Origin of the sequence: Pseudomonas sp. QE6 (assembly GCF_041379005.1) — a bacterium.
Taxonomy (GTDB): domain Bacteria; phylum Pseudomonadota; class Gammaproteobacteria; order Pseudomonadales; family Pseudomonadaceae; genus Pseudomonas.
This window is the reverse complement of sequence record NZ_CP166873.1, coordinates 5,471,983-5,489,126: the sequence shown is the minus strand read 5'-3', so window position 1 is coordinate 5,489,126 and position 17,144 is coordinate 5,471,983. Positions and strand designations below refer to the sequence as shown.

15 protein-coding genes are annotated in these 17,144 nt (G+C 68.4%); 6 read left to right on the top strand and 9 right to left on the bottom strand.

Annotated elements, in window-relative coordinates:
* Nucleotides 1-79: 79 nt before the first annotated feature.
* Nucleotides 80-1,642, top strand: coding sequence for a sigma-54-dependent transcriptional regulator (locus ACAW63_RS25045; RefSeq protein WP_371229989.1), 1,563 nt, complete (start codon nt 80-82; stop codon nt 1,640-1,642).
* Between the two features lie 850 nt (nt 1,643-2,492).
* Here ACAW63_RS25045 and ACAW63_RS25040 read toward each other — a convergent pair.
* Nucleotides 2,493-2,867, bottom strand: coding sequence for a hypothetical protein (locus tag ACAW63_RS25040; RefSeq protein ID WP_371229987.1), 375 nt, complete (start codon nt 2,865-2,867; stop codon nt 2,493-2,495).
* Between the two features lie 110 nt (nt 2,868-2,977).
* On the opposite strand from ACAW63_RS25040, the gene ACAW63_RS25035 reads away from it, so the two are divergent.
* Nucleotides 2,978-7,291 (top strand): DEAD/DEAH box helicase, encoded by a 4,314-nt coding sequence (locus tag ACAW63_RS25035; protein ID WP_371229985.1) that lies wholly within the window; start codon nt 2,978-2,980, stop codon nt 7,289-7,291.
* A 56-nt stretch (nt 7,292-7,347) separates the two neighbouring features.
* Nucleotides 7,348-8,868 (top strand): glycosyltransferase family 39 protein, encoded by a 1,521-nt coding sequence (locus ACAW63_RS25030; protein ID WP_371229983.1) that lies wholly within the window; start codon nt 7,348-7,350, stop codon nt 8,866-8,868.
* Nucleotides 8,869-8,883: 15 nt separating this feature from the next.
* Here the strand turns inward: ACAW63_RS25030 and ACAW63_RS25025 are convergent, their stop codons facing one another.
* On the bottom strand, nt 8,884-9,201 hold the full coding sequence (locus tag ACAW63_RS25025; protein ID WP_275610851.1) for an Mpo1-like protein: 318 nt from the start codon (nt 9,199-9,201) through the stop codon (nt 8,884-8,886).
* A 136-nt stretch (nt 9,202-9,337) separates the two neighbouring features.
* Between ACAW63_RS25025 and ACAW63_RS25020 the strand changes: the two genes are divergently transcribed.
* A complete protein-coding gene (locus tag ACAW63_RS25020) occupies nt 9,338-10,336 on the top strand; it encodes an AraC family transcriptional regulator (protein WP_371229981.1) in 999 nt (332 codons plus the stop codon).
* Nucleotides 10,337-10,466: 130 nt separating this feature from the next.
* Here ACAW63_RS25020 and ACAW63_RS25015 read toward each other — a convergent pair whose 3' ends face one another.
* Nucleotides 10,467-11,921, bottom strand: a complete 1,455-nt coding sequence (locus tag ACAW63_RS25015) for a TrkH family potassium uptake protein (protein ID WP_371229979.1) — start codon at nt 11,919-11,921, stop codon at nt 10,467-10,469.
* 154 nt (nt 11,922-12,075) lie between these two features.
* Here ACAW63_RS25015 and ACAW63_RS25010 point away from each other — a divergent pair, with 154 nt between their 5' ends.
* Both ACAW63_RS25010 and ACAW63_RS25005 read left to right on the top strand, forming a co-directional pair.
* Nucleotides 12,076-12,447, top strand: coding sequence for a YkgJ family cysteine cluster protein (locus ACAW63_RS25010; protein ID WP_331316047.1), 372 nt, complete (start codon nt 12,076-12,078; stop codon nt 12,445-12,447).
* 76 nt (nt 12,448-12,523) lie between these two features.
* Nucleotides 12,524-13,084 (top strand): nitroreductase family protein, encoded by a 561-nt coding sequence (locus ACAW63_RS25005; RefSeq protein WP_371229977.1) that lies wholly within the window; start codon nt 12,524-12,526, stop codon nt 13,082-13,084.
* On the opposite strand, the gene ACAW63_RS25000 is transcribed toward ACAW63_RS25005, so the two are convergent.
* The 6 genes from ACAW63_RS25000 to ACAW63_RS24975 form a co-directional block, all read right to left on the bottom strand.
* Nucleotides 13,065-13,538 carry a hypothetical protein gene (locus ACAW63_RS25000; RefSeq protein WP_371229975.1) on the bottom strand — a complete coding sequence of 158 codons (474 nt, stop codon included), beginning with the start codon at nt 13,536-13,538 and terminating at the stop codon, nt 13,065-13,067. The genes ACAW63_RS25005 and ACAW63_RS25000 overlap by 20 nt on opposite strands.
* A 28-nt stretch (nt 13,539-13,566) precedes the next feature.
* Nucleotides 13,567-14,901 carry a sensor histidine kinase gene (locus ACAW63_RS24995; RefSeq protein WP_371229973.1) on the bottom strand — a complete coding sequence of 445 codons (1,335 nt, stop codon included), beginning with the start codon at nt 14,899-14,901 and terminating at the stop codon, nt 13,567-13,569.
* Between the two features lie 90 nt (nt 14,902-14,991).
* On the bottom strand, nt 14,992-15,447 hold the full coding sequence (locus ACAW63_RS24990) for a Spy/CpxP family protein refolding chaperone (RefSeq protein WP_371229971.1): 456 nt from the start codon (nt 15,445-15,447) through the stop codon (nt 14,992-14,994).
* A 170-nt stretch (nt 15,448-15,617) separates the two neighbouring features.
* Nucleotides 15,618-16,295 (bottom strand): response regulator transcription factor, encoded by a 678-nt coding sequence (locus tag ACAW63_RS24985; protein ID WP_275610857.1) that lies wholly within the window; start codon nt 16,293-16,295, stop codon nt 15,618-15,620.
* Between the two features lie 13 nt (nt 16,296-16,308).
* Nucleotides 16,309-16,737 carry a translation initiation factor 2 (IF-2, GTPase) gene (locus tag ACAW63_RS24980; RefSeq protein WP_371229969.1) on the bottom strand — a complete coding sequence of 143 codons (429 nt, stop codon included), beginning with the start codon at nt 16,735-16,737 and terminating at the stop codon, nt 16,309-16,311.
* A 107-nt stretch (nt 16,738-16,844) separates the two neighbouring features.
* Nucleotides 16,845-17,144 carry a YciI family protein gene (locus ACAW63_RS24975; RefSeq protein ID WP_015478115.1) on the bottom strand — a complete coding sequence of 100 codons (300 nt, stop codon included), beginning with the start codon at nt 17,142-17,144 and terminating at the stop codon, nt 16,845-16,847.

Sequence of the window (17,144 nt, the reverse complement as noted above, 5' to 3'; positions counted from 1 at the left end):
TATTCTTGACGGAAATTTCCGGCTGCCTTGTGAAAATCCACGCCGGAACGCCCATCAGAACCACAACTACGGGCCCGCCATGCGTATCAAAGTGCACTGCCAGAACCGCGTCGGCATCCTGCGCGACATCCTCAACCTGCTGGTCGACTACGGCATCAACGTCAACCGCGGCGAAGTCGGCGGCGAGCAGGGCAACGCCATCTACCTGCTCTGCCCGAACCTCATCAACCTGCAATTCCAGTCGCTCAAGCCCAAGCTCGAAGCGGTGCCCGGCGTGTTCGGCGTCAAGCGCGTCGGCCTGATGCCCAGCGAGCGCCGTCACCTGGAACTGAACGCGCTGCTGGCGGCGCTGGACTTCCCGGTGCTGTCGATCGACATGGCCGGGCAGATCGTCGCGGGCAACCGGGCGGCCGCGCAGTTGCTGGGCGTGCGCGTTGACGAAGTGCCCGGCATCCCGCTGTCGCGCTACGTGGAAGACCTCGACCTGCCGGAGCTGGTGCGGGCCAACAAGGCGCGCATCAATGGCCTGCGGGTGAAGGTGAAGGGCGACGTATTCCTGGCCGACATCGCGCCACTGCAATCCGAGAACGATGAAAGTGAAGCGCTGGCCGGCGCCGTGCTGACGCTGCACCGCGCCGACCGCGTCGGCGAGCGCATTTATAACGTGCGGCGCCTGGAGTTGCGCGGCTTCGACAGCATCTTCCAGAGCTCGCGGGTGATGGCCGCCGTGGTGCGCGAGGCGCGGCGCATGGCGCCGCTGGATGCACCGTTGCTGATCGAAGGCGAGACCGGCACCGGCAAGGAGCTGCTGGCCCGCGCCTGCCACCTGGCCAGCCCGCGCGGGCAGTCGCCGTTCATGGCGCTGAACTGCGCCGGCCTGCCCGAATCCATGGCCGAGACCGAGCTGTTCGGTTACGGCCCCGGCGCCTTCGAAGGCGCGCGCCCGGAAGGCAAACTCGGCCTGCTGGAGCTGACCGCCGGCGGCACGCTGTTCCTCGATGGCGTGGGCGAGATGAGCCCGCGCCTGCAGGCCAAGCTGCTGCGCTTCCTGCAGGACGGCTGCTTCCGCCGGGTGGGCAGCGACGAGGAGGTATATCTCGACGTGCGGGTGATCTGCGCCACCCAGGTCGACCTGTCCGAGCTCTGCACCAAGGGCGAATTCCGCCAGGACCTCTACCACCGCCTCAACGTGCTGTCGCTGCACATCCCGCCGCTGCGCGAATGCCTCGACGGCCTGGAACCGCTGGTGGAGCACTTCCTCGACCAGGCCAGCCGCCAGATCGGCTGTGGCCTGCCCAAGCTGGCGCCGCAAGCGCTGGACCGCCTCGGCCGCTACCACTGGCCGGGCAACGTGCGGCAGTTGGAGAACGTGCTGTTCCAGGCGGTCTCGCTGTGCGAGGGCGGCACCATCAAGCCCGAGCACATCCGCCTGCCGGACTACGGCGCGCCGCACCCGCTGGGCGACTTCTCCCTGGAGGGCGGGTTGGACGTCATCGTCGGGCGCTTCGAGAAGGCGGTGCTGGAGCGGCTCTATCGTGAGCACCCGAGCAGCCGGCAGTTGGGCAAGCGGTTGGGGGTGTCGCATACGACCATTGCCAACAAGTTGCGGCAGCATGGGTTGGGGCAGAGCGACGAGTCGTAGGGCGTTTCTGGGGCTCTGTTGGGGGGACCCAGTCCCGTAGGTGCGGACTTTGTCCGCGATGCTTGTTTCTTGTTTGGATGTCCAGCGCCGCTTCGGCGTGCGCTGAGAGATTTTGTTTCGCCCCCTCGGGCGAGTCCCTTTTGTCAAACGACACAAAAGGAACCAAAAGGTCTTGCCCCATCATCCGGGTCTCGCTTCGCGAGACTCCCCTCACTCCATCGAAGTTTCAGGGGCACGCCGCGAAGGGCCATCCCTGGCCCATCGCGGCTCTCGCGGCATCCATGCCGCTCAACCCCTGAAACTCCGATTCCGCTCGGCCTCCTGAAGGGGCGCTCCGGTGCGCGCGGATATTTCTCTGGAAGTCTTTAAATCCAGAGCCAGAGCGGTGCGCATGCTTTCGTAGGAGCGGACCTTGTCCGAGAAGTCTCATCACCGCACTCAGGTTGCAGGATGAAAAGCAGTCTATGCACGAAGCAGCCACAGTTGCAGGCGCGCGCAGAGTCCCGTCAGGAGGCCGAGTGGAGGTATTGCGCAGAGGGGCTAGCGGCATGGATGCCGCGAGAGGTGTAGAGGGCCAGGGATGGCCCTTCTACGCCGACCCTCGGAGCAATGCCGGAAGGAGGGAAGTCTTCGCGAAGCGAAGACCCGGATGTCGGGACGAGACCTTTTGGTTACTTTTGTGTCGTTTGAGAAAGTGACTCGCCCGAGGGGGCGAAACAAAATATCCCAACACACACCGAAGCGACGCAGAAACACCGATCAAGACGGCGGATAACACTTTAGGCGCTACTTTCCCCTACAAAGAGCATCGCGGACGGAGTCCGCACCTACAAAACCATGCCGTCGTGAATCACCAGGTCTTCGGCCGATACCCCTTCACACACGCCCGCACTTCATCGTCGATCACATTCCCAGGCTTGATGCACTGGGCCAGCGTGCGCGGGCTGTCGCTGTAGCGCGAAGGGGCAGGGGCGGCGGTCTCCGCCGTGGGCGCCAGGCCCAGGCGGCTTTGCAGCAGCACCCAGCGCTGCTGCAGCCAGAGCTGGCTGGCCGGGTCGCGCCAGAGCGCCGTACCTGCGGCGATGAGCAGCAGCGGAATGAGCAGCCAGAGCAATGGCTTGATCCACAGGCGCCAGTTGCGCCGGGGATTTGCCTCCTGCTCAGCCTGCTTCTGGTTCTGTTGCCTGACCTGCTGCCAGTACCAGTCGCGGTCTTTTTCGCTCATGTCGGTGTATCCGGATGCCGTTCTGCGCAGCGTAGCGGGAAGCGCGATTGGCGGCGAGCCACGATCGGCGGTCCTTGTGACCGGCTTCGCGCGCCACCATAGTTGAGGCCATGACTTCCACCTCGCTTTCCTCGCGCAGCCGGGACGACGCGCTGGCCGCCTTCCATCCGGCGGTGGCCGCCTGGTTCCGCGCCCACTTCGCCGCGCCGACCCAGGCGCAGGTGCTGGCATGGCCGGCAATCCAGGCCGGCGATTCGACCCTGGTGGCCGCGCCCACCGGCTCGGGCAAGACGCTCACCGCCTTCCTCGCCGCCATCGATGCGCTGGTGCGCGAGGGACTGGCCAACGGTGGCGCGCTGCCGGACCGCACCACCGTGGTCTACGTCTCGCCGCTCAAGGCGCTGTCCAACGACATCCGCATCAACCTCGAAGAACCGCTGGCCGGCATTCGCGCCGTGCTGGGCGAGATGGGGCTGCCGGAGGTGGACATCCGCACCGCCGTGCGTACCGGCGACACCACCTCCAGCGAGCGCGAGGCGATGCGCCGGCAGGTGCCGCACATCCTGGTGACCACCCCGGAATCGCTCTACGTGCTGCTCGGTTCCGACTCCGGCCGCGCCATGCTGGCCGGGGCGCGCAGCGTGATCGTCGACGAAATCCACGCGCTGGCGGCGAGCAAGCGCGGCAGTCATCTGGCGCTGTCACTGGAGCGTCTGCAGGCGCTGTGCGAGGCGCCGCTGGTGCGCATCGGCCTGTCCGCCACGCAGAAACCCCTTTCGGCGGTGGCGGCGTTCCTGGTGGGGCAACGGGCGGCCTGCCGGATCATCGACATCGGCTACAGCCGCCAGCGCGACCTGAACCTGGAAGTCCCCCCGGCGCCGCTGGAAGCGGTGATGTCCCACGACGTCTGGGACAAGGTCTACGACCGCCTCGCCGAACTGGCCGAGGAACACCGCACGACTCTGGTGTTCGTCAACACCCGGCGCCAGGCCGAGCGGGTCACCCGGCACCTGGCCGAGCGCATCGGCGCCGGCTGGGTGGCGGCGCACCACGGCAGCCTGTCCAAGGAGTTGCGCCTGGGCGCCGAGCGGCGGCTCAAGGCCGGCCAACTGCGGGTGCTGGTGGCGACCGCCTCGCTGGAGCTGGGCATCGATATCGGTGACGTCGAGCTGGTCTGCCAGCTCGGTTCGCCGCGCTCCATCGCCGCCTTCCTGCAACGCGTCGGACGTTCCGGGCACAGCGTCGGCGGCACGCCCAAGGGGCGGCTGTTCCCGGCCTCGCGGGACGACCTGATCGAGTGCGTGGCGCTGCTCGACAGCGTGCGCCGCGATGAGCTGGACGCGCTGACGATTCCGCGCGCGCCGCTGGACGTGCTGGCGCAGCAGATCGTCGCCGAAGTGGCCTGCCGGGAGTGGGGCGAGGAGGAACTGTTCGGGCTGTTCACCGCTGCCCAGCCCTACGCCGATCTCCCCCGCGAACACTTCGACGCGCTGTTGCGCACCCTGGCCGAGGGCTACACCAGCCGCAATGGCCAGCGTGGCGCCTACCTGCACCGCGATGCCGTGCACCAGCGCCTGCGCGGACGGCGCGGCGCCAGGCTGACGGCGGTGACCTCCGGCGGCACCATTCCCGATACCGGCGACTACGCCGTGCTGCTGGAGCCCCAGGGCCTGAGCGTCGGCACGGTGAACGAGGACTTCGCGGTGGAAAGCCTGGCCGGCGACGTGTTCCAGCTGGGCAATATTTCCTACCGTATCCTGCGCATCGAGCCGGGCCGGGTGCGCGTCGAGGATGCCCAGGGCCAGCCGCCGAACATTCCCTTCTGGCTCGGCGAAGCGCCGGGCCGCAGCGATGAGTTGTCGTTCAGCGTCGCGCGCCTGCGCGAGCGGCTGGATAGTTTGCTGGCACAGGGCGAGGGCGATGCCGAGCCCCTGGCGCGGGCCATCGGCTGGCTGCAGGACGAACTGGAGCTGGACGAAGGCGCGGCACGCCAACTGGTGGAATACCTGGCCCGCGCCCGTCACGCCCTCGGCGCACTGCCGACCCAGAAGACGCTGATCCTCGAGCGCTTCTTCGACGAGTCCGGCGGCATGCAGCTGGTGATCCATTCGCCTTTCGGCAGCCGTCTCAATCGCGCCTGGGGCCTGGCCCTGCGCAAGCGCTTCTGCCGCACCTTCAATTTCGAATTGCAGGCCGCCGCCACCGAAAACGCCATCATCCTCTCGCTGTCCACCAGCCACAGCTTCCCGTTGGAGGAAGTCTGGCGCTACCTGCACTCCAACAGCGCCGAACAGGTGCTGATCCAGGCGCTGCTCGATGCGCCGCTGTTCGGCGTGCGCTGGCGCTGGAACGCCACCACGGCGCTGGCGTTGCCGCGCTATTCCGGTGGACGCAAGGTCGCCCCGCAGCTGCAACGCATGCGCAGCGAGGACCTGCTGGCCTCGGTGTTCCCCGACCAGGTGGCCTGCCTGGAGAACATCGTCGGCGAGCGCGAGATTCCCGATCACCCGCTGGTGGCGCAGACCCTCGACGACTGCCTGCACGAGGCGATGGACAGCGAGGGCTGGCTGGCCCTGCTGCGGCGCATGGAGCGCGGCGAGGTGACCTTGCTGGCGCGCGACCTGCCGGCCCCTTCGCCGCTGGCGGCGGAAGTGCTGACGGCCAGCCCCTACGCCTTCCTTGACGACGCGCCGCTGGAGGAGCGTCGGACCCAGGCCGTACAGAGCCGCCGCTGGACCGATCCGGAAAGCGCCGACGACCTCGGTGCGCTGGATGTGCAGGCCATCGCCGCGGTGCGCGCCGAAGCCTGGCCGGAAGCCCGCGATGCCGACGAGATGCACGAGGCGTTGACCGGACTGGGTGGCATCCGCGACAGCGAGGCGCAGGCCAACGAGGGCTGGCCCCAGTTGCTCAAGGCGCTGGCCAAGGCGGGCAGGGCGACGCGTCTGTCCTTGCCGGTCGGAGAGGTTTGGGTAGCGGCGGAGCGGCTCAGCCAGTGGCAGGCGTTGCATCCGCAGGTGGCCATGACGCCTGTGCTCGACCTGCCGCCGGCATTGCGCGAGACATGCGCGGCGGATGAAGCGCAAGTCGAACTGGTACGCGCTCGCCTGACCGGCTTTGGTCCGCGTCTGCAACGCGAGCTGGCCGACGACCTGGGCATTGCCACCGGCGATGCCGGCTTCGCCCTGGCCAGCCTGGAGCGCGAGGGCTATGTGCTGCGCGGACGCTTCGTGCCGGGTGTGAGCGATGAGCAATGGTGCGAGCGTCACCTGCTGGTGCGCATCCATCGCTACACGGTCAAGCGCCTGCGCCGGGAGATCGAGCCGGTACCGCGCGCCGACTTCATGCGCTTCCTGTTCGACTGGCAGCGGGTTTCCAGTGGCTCGCGGGTGCGTGGCGCGGAATCCCTGGCCGGCGTGCTCAGCCAGCTGGAGGGCTTCCAGGCCGCCGCCGGCGCCTGGGAGAGCGACATCCTGCCGGCGCGGGTGGCCGACTATGGCATCAACTGGCTGGACGACCTGTGCCGCGCCGGCCGGCTGGTCTGGGCGCGCCTGCCCAGCCGCAGCTCGGCGCGTGGCCGCAGCGGGCCGCTCAAGAGCACGCCCATCGTCCTGCTGCCGCGCGCGCAGATGGCGCTGTGGAGCTCACTGGGCGCGGCGCAGCCGGAGGCCGAGCTGTCGGCCAAGGCCAACAAGGTGCTGGAGGTGCTCAAGGAGCACGGCGCGTCCTTCTTCGACGAACTGGCCAGCGACAGCCACCTGCTGCGCACCGAGCTGGAAGCCGTGCTGGGTGAGCTGGTGGCGGCCGGGCGGGTGAATGCCGACAGCTTCGCCGGCCTGCGCGCGCTGCTGATGCCGGCGGCGAGACGCCACCCGCAACGGCGCTCGCGCACACCGCTGTTCGGCATGGCCGACGCCGGACGCTGGGCGTTGTTGCGCCGAACCACCCTGGAGCCGGGCACGCGGCTGCCGGCGGAAACCCTGGAACACGTCGCCATGACCCTGCTGCGCCGCTACGGTGTGGTCTGCTGGCGCCTGCTCGACCGCGAGGCCGACTGGTTGCCGCCGTGGCGCGACCTGCTGCGGGTCTATCACCGCCTGGAGGCGCGCGGGGAAATCCGTGGCGGACGCTTCGTCGCCGGGCTCACCGGCGAGCAGTTCGCCCTGCCCGAGGCTGTCGGCCTGCTGCGCGAGGTGCGTCGCCGCGAGGCTGGCGGAGAATGGGTGGTGGTTTCGGCGGTGGACCCGCTGAACCTGTCCGGTACCCTGCTGCCAGGGCGCAAGGTGCCGGCGTTGGCCGGCAACCGGGTGCTCTACCGCGAGGGTGCGCCGGTAGGCGCCCTGATTGCCGGCGAGGTGGAGCTGCTGGCGGAACTGGCGGCGGAAGACCAGGCGCGGGCGCGGGAGTTGCTGATCCGCCGGTAACGGGGTCAAGGCTGGCTTACACTCAGCGACACGAACCTCTTTTCGATGAGACCGAGATGTCGTCCCGCGAGCCGCCGCATCTGTCCGCCTTGCTGCGCCAATGGTGGTTTCTGCCGCTGCTGGTGCTCGCCACTGTCCTGCGCCTGCACGAACTGACCGAATCGGCGATCTGGGGCGATGAAAGCTCCAGCCTGCTCCTGGCCCTCTATTCGCCCTCGGCGCTCTGGCATCACGCCGCCCATGACGTGCATCCGCCGCTGTACTTCTTCCTGTTGCACCTGTGGGTGCAGGTGCTGGGCGAAGGCGTGCTGGCGCTGCGCCTGCTGAGCGCGGTGTTCGGCTCGCTGGCGGTGTTCCTCGGCGGCTGGCTGGCCTGGCGGCTCGCCAGTCGCCGCGCGGCCTTCCTGGCCACCTTGCTGCTGGCGTTGCTGCCCACGGCGGTGCGCTACAGCCAGGAGGTACGCATGTATTCGCTGCTGGGCTGCTGGCTGCTGGCGGCGACCCTGGCGCTGCTCTACTGGTTGGACACGGGGCGCCGCCGTCACCTGGTGGCGTATGCGCTGCTGATGACGGCGGCGTTCTACACCCATTACTTCAGCGTGCTCGGGCTGCTGGTGCACTGGCTCTGGCTGGCTTCGCTGCCGGACAGCCCGTTGCGGCGGCGCGACTGGTGGCTGGCCAATCTGGCCGTGGCCGTGCTGTTCCTGCCCTGGCTTCCGGGGATGCTCGACCTGGCCCGGCACATGGCCGACCTGGTGGCGGGCGGCGACGTGGGCTGGGAGCCGCCCGTGGACGCGCTGTCGGTGCCCTCCATGCTCTGGCAGTGGCTGGCGCAGTCGGATGGCAACGAGCTGCCCTGGCCGTTGCTGCTGGGCGTGCCGGTCTTGCTGCTGGCGGTACTGCTGCTGGTGCTGCGCCGGGACCGCAGCCGCCTGCGCGTCGGGGTGCTGGCGGCGCTCTACTGCGGCGTGCCGCTGCTGATCCTGTATGGCGTGTCGTTCGTCTCGTCGGTGTTCGTTGAGCGCTACCTGACCGCCTTCGCCCTTGGCCTGCCGCTGCTCCTGGCGCTGGGGCTGGATCGCCTGCTGGCATCGCGCCGGGCCTTGGGCGCCGTCTTGCTGGTGACCCTGCTGGGCCTGGAGTGCACGGGCCTCGGGCGTCTCTACGAGGCCGACCCGGACGAACAGTTCGACGGCATGGCTGCCTACGTCAACGCGCACTATCGCGGTGGCGACCGCATCGTGGTGGACGACATCCTCTGGTACCTGGCCTTCCGTTACTACAACCACACCGGCAGCCAGCCGCTGCTGTATACCGCGCCGGCGGAGGATGGCTCGTCCGGGCGGCCGACCCTCTACGGCTTCGGCTCGCTGATCGACGACCGGCGGCATTCCTTCGTCGATCGCCTGGCCGACCTGCCGCAGGACGAGGGTCGCGTCTGGCTGGTGATGAGCCGCTACAACGACAATGAGATTCCCGACGTGCCGGCCAACTGGCGACGGGTGGCGCAGCATGCCGGCGGGGAAGTGCAGGCGATGCTGTTCGAGCGCGCGGGACAGCGCAACGCCGCACGCTGAGGGCTTATCGCCGGATCAGAAACGGATGCGCCCGGTGAAAGCATCCTTGAGCATCACCCAGTCGCCCATGAAGGACCACAGCGGGTACTTGAAGGTGGCCGGGCGGTTCTTCTCGAACACGAAGTGCCCGACCCAGGCGAAGCCGTAGCCGGCAAACGGCAAGGCCAGCAGCCACAGCCACTGCCCGCTGACGATGGCGTAGGCGAGCAGCGACAGCACCAGCAGGCTGCCCACGTAGTGCAGGCGGCGGCAGGTCGGGTTGCTGTGTTCCTGCAGGTAGTAGGGGTAGAACTCGGCAAAGCTCTGGAATCGATCAGCGGTCCGGGTGCTCATGGCGCACCTCCTGTTGTTGTGGTGGCCCAGTGTAGGCGCGGGCCGGCGGACTTGCGGATGACATAGGGGGCCAGTTTAGTATCCCGCTACGCCGCGCCGCTGGCGCGAGTCATCAGCATAACTAGAAGAATCGAGCATGCCTGAGCGTACAACCCTGTCGAGCTGGGTGCGGGGGATCGTGCAGTCGCTGGAGCTGGAAGGCCTGGACAGCCGTGCATTGTTCGTCGAGCTGGGGCTGGATTACGCCGCTCTCGACGACCCCGACGCGCGCTACCCACAGGACGCCATGAGCCGCCTGTGGAACCGCGCGGTGGAGCTGTCCGGCAACCCGGCCATCTGCCTGAACATCGCCCGTGTGCACACGCCGGCCTTTCCGGTGGTGGGCTATGCGCTGATGTCCAGCCGCAACCTGGGCGAGGGCTTCGAGCGCCTGGAGCGCTACCAGCGGATCATCGCCGAGGGCGCCGACCTGACCTTCCGCCGCCTGCCCGAGGGCTGCCTGTACAGCATCGCCGTGCATGGCGACCGCCTGCCGGTGCCGCGGCAGAGCGCCGAGTGCTCGCTGGCCAGCCTGATCAGCATGCTGCGCTGGATCACCGGACGCCCGATCAAACCCCTGGAAGTCCACCTGGCCGGCGAGCCGCCGCGGAATGCCGCGCCCTACCGCGAGCTGTTCCAGGCGCCGCTGGTCTTCGGCCACACGCACTGCGCCATGCTGTTCTCCCACGAGGACATGGCCGCGCCGCTGCCCACCGCCAACGAGGAACTGGCGCGCCTGCACGACCGCTTCGCCGGGGAGTACCTGGCGCGTTTCGTCAGCAGCCGCTTCAGCCACCAGACGCGCCAGGTGCTGTGCCGCCTGCTGCCCCAGGGCGAGCCCAAGCGCGAGAGTGTGGCGCAGGCACTGCACCTGTCCGAGCGCACCTTGCAGCGGCGCTTGCAGGAGGAGGGCAGCAGCTACCAGCAACTGCTCGACGACACCCGCCGCGAACTGGCCCAGCAATACCTGGCCACGCCGCGCATGACGTTACTGGAGATCGCCTACCTGCTGGGGTTTTCCGAGCCGAGCAATTTCTTCCGGGCGTTCCGTCGCTGGTTCGGGATGACGCCGGGGGAGTATCGGGAAGGGTTGTAAGCGGGCGCAACGCTCCTACAGAAGCCTGCCGCAGCGGGCTAGCGTAGACGGCGCCTGGGAATGATGGGTATCGCTGCGCTCCACACCATCCTACGGCGTATTCATCCTGCAAATTTGGTGGCAGGGACGATCAATGCCGCCAGAACGCCGGGGTGAACAGCACCAGCACGGTGATGATCTCCAGGCGACCGAACAGCATCCCGGCGCTGAGCAGCCATTTGGCAGCGTCCGGCAGCGGTGCGAAGTTGCCCGACGGGCCGATGATCGGCCCCATGCCCGGCCCCACGCCGGCCACGGTGCTGGCGGCGCCGGTCAGCGCGGTCATCCAGTCCAGGCCGAGGAACGACAGCCCCAGCGCCAGTACGCCCACGGTGCCGCCGAAGAAGAACGAGAAGGTCAGGATCGAGCGGACGATTTCCTCGTCCAGCCGGTGGCCGTTGTAGCTCTGCCTGATCACCGCGCGCGGGTGGATCAACTGGTAGAGGCTGGCGCGCAGCAGGGTGAAGGCCACCTGGAAGCGGAAGATCTTGATGCCGCCGGCGGTGGAGCCGGAGCAGCCGCCGATGAAGCCCAGGTAGAAGAACAGCATGATCGAGAAGTGCCCCCACAGGCTGTAGTCGCCCAGGGCGAAGCCGGTGGTGGTCATCACCGAGGTGACGTTCACCGCGACGATGCGGAAGGCATCCTGCCAGGCGAGGTCGGAGTTCACCGCATACCAGGTCCCCATCACCACCCAGGTGAACAGCAGTATGCCGAGGAAGCCATGGACCTGGTGATCCTTGATCAGCGCCTTGCGGTGGCCGCGCAGGGTGGCCACGTAGAGCACGAAGGGAATGCTGCCCAGGATCATGATCACCACCGCCACCCAGTGCACCGCCGGCTGGTGCCACTTGGCCAACGACTGGTCGGAGGTGGAAAAGCCGCCGGTGGAGATCGCCGACATGGCGTGGTTGACCGCGTCGAACAGGCCCATGCCGGCCCACCACAGGGCCAGCGCGCCGAGGATGGTGATGCCGACGTACACCCCGACGATGTACTTGGCCACCATGTGCGAGCGTGGCATGACCTTGTCGGAGCGGTCCGAGGATTCGGTCTGGAACAGGCGCATGCCGCCGATGCGCAGCATCGGCAGGATCGCCACCGCCATGCCGATGAAGCCGATGCCGCCCAGCCAGTGCAGCAGCGAGCGCCAGATCAGCAGGCCCGGCGACATGCTGTCCAGCCCGCTGAGCACGGTGGAACCGGTGGCGGTGATGCCGGACATGCTCTCGAAGATCGCGTCGGTGAAGCTGATGTGCCGGGCGAACATGAAGGGCAGGGCGGAGAAGAAGCAGACGATCACCCAGCTCGACACCGTGAGCATGTACATGTCCCGCGGGCGCAGGTGCACCTGCTCCGGGCGGCCGGGGAGAACCATGCCCAGCCCGCAGGTGAAGGTGATGATCGCCGACCAGATGTAGGGGTGCAGTTCGCTGCCGCGGCCGTAGTAGAGCAGGGTGGCCATAGGGATCAGCATGGCGACGGCCAAGGTGATCACGAAGATGCCGATGATGAATCCAAGGGTACGTAGTGTCGGCAGGGCCATGCGGCGGCGCTCGGGTATCGGTGAACCGGCCATTTTACCTGCCGTCGGGCAAGTGTAAACCGAGTGAATCTGCCCTCTTCACAAGCGCAACGGGATGGATAGAATCTTGCGCAGCCCGCCGGCGCTCGCCGGTTTCTCTGGTGCATTCGCATCCATGTCCAATAACAATCCGTGTCTGAATTGTGGCGCCTGCTGCGCGCATTTCCGTGTGTCCTTCTATTTTGGCGAGTGCCAATCCTCCGGTGGCGTCGTCCCGGATGAGCAGGTCGTCCAGGTCAGCCCCTACATGGTCGCCATGCGCGGCACCGAGGTGCGCCCGGTGCGCTGCGTCGGCCTGCTCGGTGACGTCGGTTGCGGCGTGCGCTGCACGATGTACGAACAGCGTTCCTCGACCTGCCGGGAATTCGAGGCCTCCTGGACCGATGGCGTCCACAACCCCAACTGCGACGCGGCCCGCGCCGCCTATGGGCTGCCGCCGCTGACGCCACCGGTGATGCCGACGCTTTCGCCGGACCGGGTGGCCTGACGGCGCAGCGAGCGCTGGGCAAATGCGAACCCTTTGCGTCTACAATGGCGCTTTCGAGTTTGTCTGGAGGTAGCCCATGGAGGCTCTCGACGCGTTGCACAACCGTGTATCCCACGCTCGCCTGGGTGAGCCGGCGCCGTCCGCCGAACAGCTGGACGGCCTGTTCCGCGCCGCCCTGCGTGCGCCGGATCACGGCCAGCTGCGACCCTGGCGGTTCCTGACCGTGGAAGGGGATGCGCGCGCTCGCCTGGGCGAGCTGTTCGCCCGTGCGCTGCAGGCCCAGCAACCCGACGCGGCGCCCGAGGCGCTGGACAAGGCGCGCGCCATGCCGCTGCGCGCGCCGACCCTGGTGGTGGCCGTGGCGCGCCTGCAGGAGCACCCGAAGGTGCCGGAAATCGAGCAGTGGCTGGCTGCCGGCTGTGCCGCCTACGGCATCATCGAGGCTGCCTATGCCCAGGGGCTGGGCGCGATGTGGCGCACTGGCGCCATGGCGTTCGATCCGTTTGTGCGGGAAGGCTTGGGCCTGGCGGCCAACGAGCGCATCGTCGGTTTCATCTACCTGGGCACGCCGATCGGCGAGCTGCGCCGGCCGACGCCGCTCGATCCGGCGGCCTTCGTCAGCGCCTGGCAGGGCTGAGCGGCAGCCCCAGGCGAATCTTCCAGCCCTTGCCGTGGGCGCGCCAAAGCAGGCGTCCGCCCTGCCAGGCGGCAAGGCGTTGAGCCGGACGCAGGGCGTCCGGCAGCCAGGCCCGCGCCAGCGGGTCGTGGCCTTGCAGATCCACTCTCAAGAGTCCCCGCGTTGAGCTGAGCGTCAGCTCCAGCGCGGCGTTCGGCCGTCTCTGCAGCGCGGCCTGCAACAGCGCATCCAGTGCCCCGCGCAGCGCTTCGGGCCAGCTTTCCAGCGGCCAGGTGCCCGACTGCGGCAGGTTCAGGCGCAGGCCGGGCCAGCGCGCGCGCCATTGCTCGGCCAGGCGCGCCAGTTCCACCGCCAGCACCAGGCTCTGCGGGTCGTCCGGCGGCGCGCCGAATGACCGCGCGATGGGCGGCACGGGAGCATGCGGGAACGGGGTGGCCAGGGCGGGAAGGCTCATTCGGGTTCTCCGGAAAATAGTGCGTCGCTCAAGCGGCCGGTCGGTGCAGGGGCAGGTCGATGCTGGCCTGGAAGCCGCCATCGGGATGGTTGCCCAGGCGCAGCCGGCCGCCGTGGCGTTCGATGGCGCGGCGGGCGATGGCCAGGCCCAGGCCGTGGCCGGGGCTGCTCTGGTTGGGCGCGCGGAAGAAGGGTTCGCCCAGCTGCGCCAGGTGTTCCTCGTCGGCGCCGGGGCCGTGGTCGCGCACGTTGATGTGCAGGCGTTCGCCGTCGACCTGGGCCCGTACGTCCAGCGGCTGCTCGACGGGGTTGAAGCGCAGGGCATTGCGCAGCAGGTTGTCGAGGGCGCGTTCGAGCATGTCGGGCCAGCCGTCCAGCGCCAGGTCCGGCGCGATGTCCAGCTGGATCCGCTGGTCCGGGTAAAGCAACTGGGCATCGTCGCGCAGGCGCTCGAACAGCGGCAGCAGGGCGATCCGGCTGGCCGGGCCGGGGTCGGCGTCGAGGCGGGCGAGGGCGAGGATTTCGCCGATCAGGGCCTCCAGGCGATCGCACTCCTGCTCCAGGCGCGGCCACATGTTGGCGCGTTCCTCGGGAGTGGCGCGCTCGGCCAGGGCGAGGGCGATGCGCAGCCGCGCCAGCGGTGAGCGCAACTCGTGGGAAACGTCCCGCAGCAACTGGCGCTGGCTGCTGATCAGGCGTTGCAGGCGGGCGCCCATGCGGTTGAAGTCGCGCGCCAGTACGCCCAGTTCATCGCCACGACGTGACAGGCGCGCCAGGCTGTCCTGCTGGTAGGCGGTCTGGCCGAGGTCGTGCACGGCGCGGCGCAGGCGGTTCAGCGGACGAGTGATGGAGAGCGTCAACAGCAGGCTGAATACGGTCAGCACCACCAGGGCGATGCCCAGAGCGCTGAGCGGCCACAGCAGGCTGCCGCGATGCCAGGCCTGCAGCGCCGGGTGGGGAATGCGGTAGATGAACAGGAAGGTCTGGTCGGTACGCGGGCTGACGTATTCCTGGCTCAGTTGGCGCCAGGGGAAGCGCGGCAGGTTTTCCCGGTTGAACGAGCCGCCCGGTCGGGGCGGGCGCGGCAGGTAGGTGCCGTTGACCAGGCGCTGGCCGCTCTCGTCGAGCACCTGCACCGAGAGTTCGTACTGCTGCCGGCGACTTTCCAGCAGCCCCTGGGCGGCTTCCGGACCACGGGTTTCGTAGAGCAGGGTCCATTGCCGGGCGAGGTCATGCAGGCCGGGGTAGCGGGCGATGACCCAGGTGTCCTGGTTGAGGGCGCGGCCCAGCAGGATCGACAGTCCGGCCACCAGCAGCAGGGCGAGCCAGAAGGCGGCGAGGATCCGCCAGAAGAGTGAGCGCATGGTCTTCCTGTTCAGCCGCATGGTCTATCCGTTGTCAGGGCCCCACGGCAAGGCGCCGGGATAACCCGGCGCCTGCACTTGCGGGAGCGATCAGTTGGCCTTGGCGCCGTCCTTCTGGGCCTTCCAGGTCTGGAATTCCGCCCATTCGGCCTTGCGCTGTTCGCGCTGTTTCTTCAGCTCGTCGAACTTCTTCTGCTGGTCGGGCGTCAGGATGCCGCGAATGCCGGATTCAGCCTTGTCGTGGTTGGCCTTGAGCTCGGCCTGCATGGCCTTGCGGTCGGCTTCGGGCAGCTTGTTCCAGTACTTCTCGGTGATCTCGTGGCGATTCTTCATGGAGTCGCCCATCAGCTTGCCGATCTGCTGGCGCTGCTCCTGGCTCAGGTTCAGGTCGCGGAACATGCCGCCACGTCCGCCGTGCATCATGCCGTGGTCGTGGTCTTTCATGTACGGGGCCGGCGGCGGGGCGTCGGTCGGCGCGGGAGTGGCCGCCAGTGCGACGGTCGGCAGGGCGGCGGCGATCAGCAGGGCGGTCAGGGTCTTGCGCATGGTGTTTCTCCTTTCAGGGACCGGTCGTTACCGGATGGGCCCAGTCTAGGGTCGGCAAGGTCAAGGGCGGTCAGTCACAGGTAAAGCTTCGGTAAAGATTACGTGAAGCGCCTCTCCGAACTTTACGAAAGCCCGCGCCAGGGCGGCTCGGGGCTTGCAGCCCGCGCGCTTCAGGGCGCGTAGAAATACCCGCGGCCACGCAGGGCGAGGATGCGCGGACGGCCGTCGGGGTGGCCGCCGAGCTTCTTGCGCAGGTTGCTGACGTGCATGTCCAGGCTGCGGTCGTACAGGGTCAGCTTGCGGCCCAGCGCGAGCTGCGCCAGGGCCTGCTTGTCCAGCGGTTCGCCGGGCTGGCGCAGCAGGGCTTCGAGGATGCGGCTCTCGGAGAGGGTGAGGCTGATTTCCTGCTCGCCGATGCTTGCTACGCCGCGCGTGAGGTTCAACGCCAGGTCGCCCAGCTCCAGCTGTGCGCTGGGCTGCGCCGGGTGGCTGCGGCGCAGCACGGCGCGCAGGCGGGCGGTGAGTTCACGGGGGTCGCAGGGTTTGGCGAGATAGTCGTCGGCGCCCAGCTCCAGGCCGAGGATACGGTCCAGTGGTTCGCCGCGGGCGGAGAGCATCAGCACCGGCAGGTCCGGATGTTCGCCGCGCAGTTGCTTGAGCAGTTCCAGCCCGCTGCCATCGGGCAGCATCACGTCGAGTACCACCGCGTCCGGGGCGCGGCTGGCCAGCGCGGCGCGGGCCTGCGCACCGTCATGGGCGGCGCGGATGCTGAAGCCTTCCTGGACCAGCCAGGTGCCGAGCAGCTCGCAGAGCTCGCGGTCGTCGTCGATCAGCAGCAGTTCACTCATGAAGTCGGTTCTTTCAGTTGATCCATTCGCGGCGATGCCGGCGGCGGCTGCCACGGCTCAGCGCACCGAGGAGGAAAGCCAGCAGGGCGGTGGCGCCGCCGCTGACGTACCAGGTCTGCTGCTCGGTCAGCAGGCGCGGCGGCTGTTGCGACTGGGCTTCGCGCAGTTGCAGTTTCAGGCGCTGGTTCTCCTGACGCAGACGACCGATGACGGCTTCGTCCTGGCTGTTGTCCCGGTCCGCGGATTGCGCGGCCAGTTGGGCGGCCAGCGCCTGGCGTTGCTGCTCGCTCTCGGCCAGGCGGCGTTCGAGGTCGGCGTGGGCGCTGGCGCTCGACGCGTCAATGACTTCGACAGCGGCGGCCGGAGGCTGTTCCGGAGCGGGTTCTTCGGCCTGGGCGGCCAGGGGCAGGGCGAGACAGACGAGCAGGGGCAGACGGTGCATCGGGACTCCTTGTTCGATGATGTACCGCCGTTCACGGCCATCCCGGCGGTGTCCGGCTGCTATCCCCCGCGAACGTCCCTGCCGCGGGGCTGCAACGGGGCGAGCGGTTACGGCAGGACTTTCTTGAACGGCTTGACCACGACTTCGGCGTAGACGCCGGCGGCGCGGTAGGGGTCGGCATCGGCCCAGGCCTGTGCTGCGGCCAGGGACTCGAACTCGGCGACGATCAGGCTGCCGGTGAAGCCGGCGGCGCCCGGGTCGTTGCTGTCGATCGCCGGGTGCGGACCGGCCAGCACCAGGCGGCCTTCTTCCTTCAGTTGCTCCAGGCGGGCGATGTGCGCGGGGCGAGTGGCCAGGCGACGTTCTTGGGAAGCGGTGATATCACGGGCAATGATCGCGTAGAGCAT

Coding starts and splice junctions, on each gene's coding strand:
- ACAW63_RS25040 (WP_371229987.1), bottom strand. CDS start 2,867: ATGAGCGAAAAAGACCGCGACTGGTACTGGCAGCAGGTCAGGCAACAG.
- ACAW63_RS24990 (WP_371229971.1), bottom strand. CDS start 15,447: ATGCGCAAGACCCTGACCGCCCTGCTGATCGCCGCCGCCCTGCCGACC.
- ACAW63_RS24975 (WP_015478115.1), bottom strand. CDS start 17,144: ATGCTCTACGCGATCATTGCCCGTGATATCACCGCTTCCCAAGAACGT.
- ACAW63_RS25005 (WP_371229977.1), top strand. CDS start 12,524: ATGGAGGCTCTCGACGCGTTGCACAACCGTGTATCCCACGCTCGCCTG.
- ACAW63_RS25045 (WP_371229989.1), top strand. CDS start 80: ATGCGTATCAAAGTGCACTGCCAGAACCGCGTCGGCATCCTGCGCGAC.
- ACAW63_RS25035 (WP_371229985.1), top strand. CDS start 2,978: ATGACTTCCACCTCGCTTTCCTCGCGCAGCCGGGACGACGCGCTGGCC.
- ACAW63_RS25015 (WP_371229979.1), bottom strand. CDS start 11,921: ATGGCCCTGCCGACACTACGTACCCTTGGATTCATCATCGGCATCTTC.
- ACAW63_RS24995 (WP_371229973.1), bottom strand. CDS start 14,901: ATGCGCTCACTCTTCTGGCGGATCCTCGCCGCCTTCTGGCTCGCCCTG.
- ACAW63_RS24985 (WP_275610857.1), bottom strand. CDS start 16,295: ATGAGTGAACTGCTGCTGATCGACGACGACCGCGAGCTCTGCGAGCTG.
- ACAW63_RS24980 (WP_371229969.1), bottom strand. CDS start 16,737: ATGCACCGTCTGCCCCTGCTCGTCTGTCTCGCCCTGCCCCTGGCCGCC.
- ACAW63_RS25010 (WP_331316047.1), top strand. CDS start 12,076: ATGTCCAATAACAATCCGTGTCTGAATTGTGGCGCCTGCTGCGCGCAT.
- ACAW63_RS25000 (WP_371229975.1), bottom strand. CDS start 13,538: ATGAGCCTTCCCGCCCTGGCCACCCCGTTCCCGCATGCTCCCGTGCCG.
- ACAW63_RS25020 (WP_371229981.1), top strand. CDS start 9,338: ATGCCTGAGCGTACAACCCTGTCGAGCTGGGTGCGGGGGATCGTGCAG.
- ACAW63_RS25030 (WP_371229983.1), top strand. CDS start 7,348: ATGTCGTCCCGCGAGCCGCCGCATCTGTCCGCCTTGCTGCGCCAATGG.
- ACAW63_RS25025 (WP_275610851.1), bottom strand. CDS start 9,201: ATGAGCACCCGGACCGCTGATCGATTCCAGAGCTTTGCCGAGTTCTAC.